Here is a 9,383-nt window from a genome sequence, read left to right as displayed (position 1 = left end):
AAGGGCCATCGGTTGTTGGGGTCTCGGCTACGGGCTTCGGGCTACGCCCTCCGCCCTTCACCGACACCCCAACAACCGATTCTCATCTTGATTGTCGCTACGCTCGCATCCTGTCAGTCGCCGCGCACACCCCCCTCCCCTGCCTCGCCGGGGGCGCCAAGGCGTTCCGGTTGAAACGCCGACCCGACGAGAGCGACTGGCTGGCGCTCCTGCGGGCACTGGAAACGGCAGCGCGTGCAGGCCTGGCGCGCCTCCACGATCTCGAGCGCTTCCACCGCGACGCCCAACGCGCGATCGTCGATCAGTTCCGCGCAGGCGCCCTGCCCCGCCTTCTCGCGCTCACAGCACATCAGCCGCTGCTCTCACCCCAATCCGTGGCTGATCGCCTCTGCCTCAGCGTCACCGGAGCCAGCAAGTTGTTGGAGCGGGCAGTCGCCGCCGGGCTGCTGGTCGAGATCACGCAGCGCCGAAGCTGGCGGCTGTTCCTGACACGAGACCTGGCCGTGGAGTTCGGGTACGCCAAGCCCCGACGGGGCAGACCGAAAATCGAGCCCCCTTCCCCTCCCCCCTCACGGGACCTCGCCGCTGCGTTCGACGCATTCGATGCGGAAATGGAAGCCATCGACCGGCTGCTATCGAGCCATCCTGCCACCAACTCGTGAAGGCTGCTACGGATGGCGATCACAAGCCCACGTCCCCGGGCGAGCGCCTTCGGCGCGCATCGCCGGCACTGGGCGGACTTCGGGTCGGCAATTTGGACGACTTACGACTCGGAAAAGCCCCTCACAGGAAGCCCGTACAGAGCGATTTGTGATCCTTTAGGTGCCCCGGCCGGTATGGAAAACGGCCAAAGGCGCTGAGATGACCTCTGGCCGCTATTGAGGGCATTTCTTGGTTTGCTCTCACATACGCGGCCGCACACGTTTCCGTATCTATGCTTTGTCGTCTCACCCTGACCCGACGACGACGCTCAGCCTCGCGCCAGCAACCCCTCGATAGCCTTGAGCAGTTCGGCGGGCGCCGCATCAACCTTCGGCGGCACCTTGATGGTCAGCCCCCCTCCCCTCGCCTTCGTATAGCGCAAGATTACTTTGCCGCCCTTGCCGGTAAGCTCCGTCTCGGCAGCGCCTTTCGCAGATGGTTGAACCGTTGCCTTGACGAGACGCTTGGCGACTTCGGGCCCGCTAATCTTCGCGCCGTTCCTAGTACGATCTTCTTCGATCCGCTCAGCCTCTTCCCGCATCTTCGCGAACGCCTTTGCATCGCCCGCGAGCGGCTTGATGTCGCGGGCCACGCGAACCGTGATATCGTGCGTATCCGAGAATGCGGCGACCAGTTCCTCCGGCAGACGGGCTACATCCAGTAGTCGGCTGAGCCAGGATTTCGAAAGGTTCAAGTGGTCGGCCATCTGCGACTGCGACCCCTCGTAGAACTCTGCCAGCGCGATGGTGTATTCCTTGGCGCGCTCCCAATCCGAGATATCCTTGCGTGAGCGGTTCTCGACGTCGGAAACACGGAAGGCTTCCTCGTCGGTGACGCTCTGGATCGTCACCAGATATTCGTATTCCGGATGATGGTGGGCGCGAAGCCACTTCACAGTCCACCAGCGCCGGACTCCCGCGATGATCTCATAATCGAAGTCAGGATCGTCCTTCAGCCTGCGGACGATCGCCGGGATCCGCTGCTTCTTGGCTGAGAGGAATGAGTCGATCAGATCGCGGCAGCTATCCTCTGACAAGTGATCGAGGTCGCGGTTGTGCATCCTCCAAGGACGGCATTTCACCGGATCCACCCACTCTGTCCGATCAGCCACGGACTTGCCCGTAGCGAGACGGGCCAGCGTCTGGCTGCGGCTCGCTATGATGCCTTCCGACGGGGTCGCCTTGTCGAGGTTTTCCTCGTCGTCGAGTCCCTCCGTGAACTGCGAGCCGAAGCCCTTATTTCCTTTGCTCATCGGCCCATTCCTTCTTTATTCCTGGCCGCCTCAGACGCCCTTTGGAACCCAGAGTTGCCACGTGGCAACTCGCCTACTTCTGGGGCTCTTTGAGAGGGCAAATTCGACAGGCGACTTTGCATATTCATTCTACCTAATAGCCTGTTTTCTCTAGATTTAGTCCTAAGTTGCCACGTGGCAACTCAACGTAAACTGGCGCTTGAAATGGCTCGTTGTCGCCTTGCTCATTCCAGCGCAATTTGCTGGGTTGCCACGTGGCAACTTCCCTCAAACCTGATCCCCTGCCCTGCTCGCCCAGGTCCGCAGAACGTCCTGCTCGATATCTTTGCAGACGTCGTTCAGATGCCTCATACAACGGTTGTAAACCTCGTGCGACGTGACAGGCTTTTCGAGCTCAAACACCGTCTTCATTCGCGAACTGGCGTTGTCGATCTCGGCGCTCGTCACCATCACTGACTTCGTCATTGAGCCACCAAAAACCTGCCGCATCATCGAGAGGACCTCACGGTGCATCGACTTGCTCTCATCGACCCGGCTTCCGACCAGCCTGATGAAATTGTAAGCGGGACGACCACGTCCAGCTATCTGCTCGAGCTGCTTCATCGTGGTGCGGGTCATGTCGATGAAAGAAACTGTCGAGGCAAAGTCGACGAGGCTCGGCGGCACTGGGATCACCATGCAGTTCGCAGCCTGGAGGACCGCCATCGATACCATGCCAAGCGCGGGCGGCGGATCCATGATGACGATGTCGTAATCCTCAACCACCGTATCGATCGCTTCAGCGATCAGGTCGATGATCTCCATGTTCTGGTTCTTCGCCATGTAGCCGGCAATCTCATACTCGAGATTGTAGAGCCTCAGGTTCGACGGAATGAGATCAAGATTATGGAAGTGCGTTTTGCGGATAATCTTGCGTACGCCAAGCAATTCCGGGTTGTGGAAGTGCCCATAAAGCGTGTCCTCTTCCTCAAGATCGACGTCGGGCCGATAGCCGAACATCATTGTCGACGAAGCCTGGCTGTCGCAGTCGATGAAGAGCACGCGGTAACCGTGGATCGCGAAATGCTGAGCGAGGTGCAGAGCGATCGTCGACTTGCCGACGCCGCCCTTGAAGTTGCAGACCGAGATGATAGCGGGCGTGTCCGTCGGCTCGCGCCAAGGCCGCGTACCGAAAACCTCGCGCATGTGATCGAGCTCTTCAAGAGTGTATTGGACCCGATGGCCTGATCCTGTCCGATCTCGCTCGGGAAGGCGACCGTCGCGCTCTGCCTCGCGAACAGCTGAGGCCGTCCTGCCGACCAGGGCAGCCGCCTTCGAGATGGGGAAGGTGGGGCCGCGCTTCTGACCGGTCTCTGGATCAACCACACTGTCCCGAATGCGTTTGAGGATCGTCAGCGCTTTCCTGTGAAGGACATCCAGACCACCTTCGATCAGGTCATCTGGTTGGGATAGGGTTGCGTCAGTGGCCATCGGAATCCGCTTCTGTGGGTTTGATGGCCCACAATAGCCGGGTTGGCAGTTTTGAGCAACAAAATGGCCATCAGACTTACAAGATGACCGATGATCTCCGAGCCGTTCGACCCCAGCCAAGTTATCCGGCCACCGCGCGACCCATCTTCACCGATGATATCGGAGCTCTTTTGATTCGGGAGCCAGTCACGAGACCGAATCGATGGGCTGAAACGCCGCATGTGGATAACTACCGATGATCTCGGTACTTTCCGATGATGTCGGTGCAACAAAGCGATGATCTCGGTGCGAGCTGACCGATGATGTCGGAGCCCATACCTATTACTAGAATCAACCTAAGAAAAACCGATTCGCGAATCGGTTTGATTTTCTAATTTGAGAAGTGAAGCCGGGGTCTGCCGGCAAAACCGCACCGACATCATCGGTTGTTTTGCAAGTTTGGAGGCCATTTTCTCTCCCAAACTGCCAACGGGGTTGATTTAGCTCTCCAAACCTGTTGAGACAGACCCATCACGGCCCCCGGCAGATTCGGGGGGAAGGGCAGACCATGAATGGGGATCAGCATAGGCCACTCGGTCACCAATACGCACTAGCCATGCTCAACGGTGGCGAAGAGGGCGTGCGCAAGCTCGCCACCTCCGCAGGCACTCAGCTCACCCTCGATGCCTTTCTTCGGGTACAAGACGAAGAGCCGGTTCCAGCTTTTCTCCATTCCGCACTTTGTGCGATGTCGCTGCCAACCAAGCGACCGAAAGACGATACGCAGCCGATCGTCCGCGAAGATGGCAAATATGCGCTCGCAATCAACCCGAGACCGGTCCTCCAGAATGTCGACGGTAAGTCGGTCATGCGAAGCCTCGGCGTCCCCTATGGCTCTTACCCGCGTGTCGCGCTGATCTACCTCTTGTCACAAGCGGTAATGAAGCAATCGCGCGATGTCTATCTCGGCAGGAACTTCACCGAGTGGATGCGCCGCCTTGGCTACCAGACGGTCTCCTACGGCCCGCGCGGAACTGCGAATCTTATGCGCGAGCAGGTCGATCGGCTGCTGGCGTGCGAGTGGCAGATTCGCTGGGACGGGACCGCGACCGACGACAACGCCTTCGCTGTTCGCGATGTCAAAATCTCAAACGAATATGCCGGGTCACTCGACAAGAATGGCTCATTTGCGCGCGAAATCCGCATGTCGGAAGCCTTTTACAGCCACCTCATCGATCATGCCGTCCCGCTCAACGAGGTCGCTATCCGTGAACTCAAGGGCACCCCGACCGCCCTCGACCTCTACACTTATCTCGCCTACCGATTGCCGCGCATCGGCTCGGACAAGGGTCAGGTTATCTCCTGGGATCAGCTTGCAAAGCATCTGGGGAATGAGGCCGACAGCAAACGCTTCCGCCAGACCGTCCGTGAGACGATGCAGATCGTGTCTGCGGTCTATCCGAATGCGAACGTCGATCTGTCGGGCCGAAAGGTCGTCTTGCATCCTTCGCCCGCGCCCCTCGAGCGCAAGCTTGTCGGGCCGCACCTCCGCTTGGTCGCGGCAGCGGCGGCGGAAACGGCACCGAGATCATCGGTAAAACCTCGCCGAGAGGTACCGGCCAGCATTCAGAAGGACCCAGAGCAGCTCTTTGCCTTTCCAACCGGATCGTTGTCCTATGGAACGCGCGAGGCCGTGTTTCGCGAGATCGGACTGACGAAGGGAAAACCTTGGTCGGTCGACGATATGACGGCTGCATTCCGCAAGGGATGCCCGAATTTCGCCAAGGAGCGCACCGAAAAGGAGTGGCTGCGCATCTGGGAAGCCTTCGTCATCAGTTACGCCGAGCGCCGAGCGAATCGGCCTGACGACTGACCGATGATCTCCGAGCCGTTCGCGTGAACGCGGCGTCGAAGGAGTCTGTCCTCAAAGTTCAGACCAGGGAAAAAGGAGGGAAGGGGGTCCGAGCTTGTAAGCAGGAGGTAGAATTATGCCGCTTACAGCCAAACGTCCCTCGCAGGAGCTCGTCGATATCGTCGGCGCTCTCGGCGGCACCTGGAGCGGCCATGTCGCGATGTGCCGATGCCCCGCGCACGCCGACAGCGATCCAAGTCTCTCCATTCGCCAAGGTGATCGCGGCATCCTTGTCACCTGTTTCGCCGGTTGCCCCAGAGAAGACGTTCTCCGCGAGCTTCGTCGCATTCGCCCTGGCCAGCATTACGCGCGTCCCGATCCCGCCAATCCTCCGCGCCCAGCTAACGTCCAGCGGATATGGGATCAGGCGATCGATGTCAGGGGCACGCTCGCCGAGCGCTATCTCGCGCGCCGCAACCTCCTGCCCCCGCCGCCTGACATTCGCTTCCACCCGCGTTGTCCATATCTCCCTAAGCCGAAGACCGTCTTCCTGCCTGCGCTCTTGATCGCGGTGCGCGAGATCAGGAAGCTCGTCGCAATCCAGCGGATATTCCTCAATGTCGAAACCGCCGACTACATCCGCAAAGTCATGCTCGGCACGCCGCTGACGGGAGCCTGGCGGGGAAGGGAAGGGGGCTCGATCTTGGCGATCGCCGAAGGATTCGAGACCGCCGACGCCTTTACGCATCTGAATGATATCCCCTGCTGGGCATCGCTTGGGGCCCGGCGACTGAATCAGCTCATTATCCCGGCGAGCATCACCACCCTGCTGATCGCCGAGGACAATGATCCCGAGGGGAGGCGGGCCGCCGCTCAGGCCGAAGACCATTATGCTCGGCCCGGCCTGGAAATCCGCCGCTGTCCGCCACTGCCGAAGTTCAAGGATTGGGCGAAGGCTCTGGATGCTGGCGCGCTTGGAAGTCGTATCTAGGCTTCCCGTGCCGGAAAAGGGGAGGGGGATCGAGAGTGTGATGCTGCCGAGGGTGCAGCCACGCAGGAGATCCCAAATGACCGACCTCTTCCACGCGGCCAATCGTGCCGATCGCGAAGCCGCGCGCCAGCTCCTCCCACATCTGAGCTCGGGTCAGCCGGTCACGCGCCGGCGTATCAACGAAGCGATGGTCGCAGCCTATGGCGGCTCCGATGCTGAAGGGCGGTGGACCCAGCGCGAGAGTTTTGAGGTCCTCGAACACGCCCTTGCCCTGCATATCCGCGCTTTGGATAGAACTCTCACTTCGTTGTGTGATGTTCGACCGATCATCGACCTGGCGGGACGCCTGCCAACGCAAACCGTCCGCAGCGAAGAACAGATCGAGTGGCAGCAATTCTCGACCCCGGTCGATATCGGCGCCGTGGCGGTGCTTCTCGCCAACGTCCAACCCGACGACATCATCCTGGAACCGAGCGCCGGCAACGCCTTGCTCGTGGCTCAGCTCGGCAGGCACCAGGCGCTGCACCTCAACGAGCTCGACCCCGTGCGCCGCGGCCGCCTTGCCGATGTCTTTCCATATGCGGTGATCACTGGCCATGACGGCGCCACGCTCAACTCCTCTCTCGGCAATGCCGAGCGTCCGACGCTCATCATCATGAACCCGCCGTTCTCGCGCTCGCTGGGCAGGGGAGCGGATGACTACGCCGCGGTGCGCCACCTGCAAGCGGCTCTCCGGCGTTTGCGTCCTGGCGGCCGCCTCGTTGCGATCATGCCAGACTGGTTCGGTCCGAGCGCGAGGATGCGCGATCAGTATGAAACCGTGCTGCGCGAGGTCACCGTCAGGACCGCAATCCGCCTCGAGAAGTGCTACCTGAAGCACGGCACGTCGATCGCGGTCCGCCTGTTCGTGATCGATAAGCTACCGGGCAAGGCAGCGCCTGCGGTCATTCAGCGCTCTTCGGTCTCCGAGCTGCTCGATGCGCTGGTCATTCACGAACGCGCGCCTGCGCGGAGGGACCTGCCGGCGCCGACCCCGAAGCGCTCCAGCGGGGTCTCCATGTTCAGGGCAGTCAAAAGCAGCCGGCCTGAACCGCGTCCCTACCATGGGCCCGTTCGCAACGACGTCTTGCCCGTAGACTATACCAAGCTCGATACGCCGGCGCCGCTGCTCGACCAGACTGGCGTCTATCTCCCCTATCGGCCGAGCCGCATCGTCTTCGCTAAGGCCGGCGAACACCCGACCGCCCTGGTGGAGTCGGTCGCAATGGGATCGATCCCGGCACCGATCCCTGACTATGTGCCTCGCTTGCCCGAGCGCACCGTCGCCGAGCGGTTGCTCTCGGCATCGCAGCTCGAGACTGTGATCTATGCTGGTCACGCCTGGTCTCAGACCATCCCGGGCCGCTTCAAGCCCAACAAGGAAGGCGTCGGTCTGACCCTTGCCGAGGACGGCGACGCGTATCGTACGGGCTTCTTCCTTGGCGATGGCACCGGCGCTGGAAAGGGCCGGCAGATCGCGGCCTGCATTCTCGACAACTGGCTGCAGGGTCGCCGGCGCAACATCTGGGTGACCAAGAATGCACCGCTGCTTGAAGACGCCCGTCGCGACTGGACCGCACTTGGCGGGCTTAGCGGTGACATCCAGCCAGTCTCCAACTGGAAGATCGATGAGCCGATCAAGCTCGATCAGGGCGTGCTGCTCGTCACCTATCCCACGCTGCGCTCCCTGCGCGGCGAGCACAGTCGGCTGAAACAGATCACCGACTGGGCCGGTGCCGACTATGAGGGCGTCATCGCATTCGACGAGGCCCATGAGATGGGCGGTGTCGCGGGCGGGGAGGGGGCCCTTGGCGCGAAGGAAGGGTCGCAGCAGGGTATATGCGGCGTCCTGCTCCAGAACCATCTGCCCAGCGCGCGCGTGCTTTACGCTTCGGCGACCGGCGCCTCCGACATCAACAATCTCGCATACGCTGTCCGTCTTGGTCTGTGGGGTCCAGAGACAGCGTTTGCCGACCGTGAACAGTTCATCAGCAGCATCCGCAAGGGCGGTATCGCGGCGATGGAGCTTGTCGCTCGCGATCTGAAGGCGACCGGCCTCTACATGGCGCGTGCACTCAGCTTCGCCGGCGTCGAGTATGACATCCTCAAGCACGAGCTGACCCCGGCGCAGATCGAGATCTACGACACCTATGCCGACGCCTGGTCGATCATCCATCAGAACATGGAGCGGGCGCTGGAGCTGACCGCCGTCGTCGACGGTCTGGAGAACGCAACGCTCAACAGCGGCGCCAAGGTATCGGCACGATCCCGGTTCGAATCGACGAAACAGCGGTTCTTCGGCCAGGTTTTGCTGTCGATGAAACTGCCGACCGTCATCTCCGCAGCCCAGCAGCATCTCGAAAATGGGCAATCCGTCGTGATGCAGCTCGTCACAACGGCCGAATCCATCCTCGACCGTCGTCTTGGCGCGCTCAGCCCTGACGAGCGGGCAGACCTCGAGATTGACCTGTCCCCGCGTGAATATGTCTAATGTTGAGCTCAACATTACACGTATTCTTTGCAGTCGCAGTTTATGTCGAGCGTGGTGGCGGGAGGCGCAGGTTTCCTTCGGTTTTCCATGATTTCACTCCAGATAATTACGGTTCCCTCGACCTCAACAAGTCGAAGGAACCAACATGCGATCAAGATCATCATTGCCGTTTCGAGCGGCCCCGCTCCGGGTCGAAGACCCGCCCAGTCACGGCACCCTTCTCACCACATTCCTCTCCTCTCAGTCGCTCGACGAGAAGTCAGGCTGTGCGGTTCTGTATGGCGCGGCGGTCCGCCATTTCCTGCATTGGCTGGGCCTGCATAGGATCGCCATCCGCACGATTGACGATCGGGCTGTCCGGCGGTTCGAAAAGCATGGGTGCCGGTGCCACCGGTATTCGGCGCAGCAAGCGCACTACAAGGCTGACCAAGCAGCAAGGGTCAGGCGCTTCGTCCGGTTCCTGGAAGATCAAGGCTACGTGGCTTTGTTGCGAAATTGCGCCTGGGGGATTCCTCAGGTGAATCGAGTGCTTTAGGGGGCGGCTATGCCCAAGCCAGCCTCACCAAAGTATCGCACGACAAACTGGAGCGCGTATAATGCGGCGCTG

At 60.8% G+C, this 9,383-nt stretch carries 5 protein-coding genes and 2 pseudogenes; 5 read left to right on the top strand and 2 right to left on the bottom strand.

Annotated elements, in window-relative coordinates:
• Window positions 1-662 (top strand): annotated as a pseudogene (locus SxD43FB_RS22350) (hypothetical protein); the annotation flags it as partial.
• A 308-nt stretch (window positions 663-970) separates the two neighbouring features.
• Here the strand turns inward: SxD43FB_RS22350 and SxD43FB_RS22345 are convergent.
• Together SxD43FB_RS22345 and SxD43FB_RS22340 are read right to left on the bottom strand one after the other, a co-directional pair.
• Complete coding sequence (locus tag SxD43FB_RS22345; RefSeq protein ID WP_096064006.1) at window positions 971-1,954, bottom strand: ParB/RepB/Spo0J family partition protein; 984 nt, start codon at window positions 1,952-1,954, stop codon at window positions 971-973.
• 267 nt (window positions 1,955-2,221) lie between these two features.
• Window positions 2,222-3,424, bottom strand: coding sequence for an AAA family ATPase (locus SxD43FB_RS22340; RefSeq protein WP_096064005.1), 1,203 nt, complete (start codon window positions 3,422-3,424; stop codon window positions 2,222-2,224).
• A gap of 547 nt (window positions 3,425-3,971) precedes the next feature.
• On the opposite strand from SxD43FB_RS22340, the gene SxD43FB_RS22335 reads away from it, so the two are divergent.
• The 4 genes and pseudogenes from SxD43FB_RS22335 to SxD43FB_RS26165 form a co-directional block, all read left to right on the top strand.
• Window positions 3,972-5,276 (top strand): replication protein RepA, encoded by a 1,305-nt coding sequence (locus SxD43FB_RS22335; protein ID WP_096064004.1) that lies wholly within the window; start codon window positions 3,972-3,974, stop codon window positions 5,274-5,276.
• 115 nt (window positions 5,277-5,391) lie between these two features.
• Window positions 5,392-6,246: a toprim domain-containing protein gene (locus tag SxD43FB_RS22330; protein WP_096064003.1), complete on the top strand. Its 855-nt coding sequence runs from the start codon at window positions 5,392-5,394 to the stop codon at window positions 6,244-6,246.
• 76 nt (window positions 6,247-6,322) lie between these two features.
• The gene (locus tag SxD43FB_RS22325; protein WP_096064002.1) at window positions 6,323-8,776 is read left to right on the top strand and encodes a strawberry notch-like NTP hydrolase domain-containing protein; all 2,454 of its coding nucleotides are present in this window, start codon (window positions 6,323-6,325) and stop codon (window positions 8,774-8,776) included.
• A 145-nt stretch (window positions 8,777-8,921) separates the two neighbouring features.
• A pseudogene (locus SxD43FB_RS26165) lies at window positions 8,922-9,257 on the top strand (integrase); the annotation flags it as partial.
• Between the last annotated feature and the right edge of the window lie 126 nt (window positions 9,258-9,383).

The sequence above is a fragment of the Sphingobium sp. D43FB genome (assembly GCF_002312805.1).
Taxonomy (GTDB): Bacteria; Pseudomonadota; Alphaproteobacteria; order Sphingomonadales; family Sphingomonadaceae; genus Sphingobium.
This window is presented reverse-complemented; position numbering and strand designations above follow the sequence as displayed.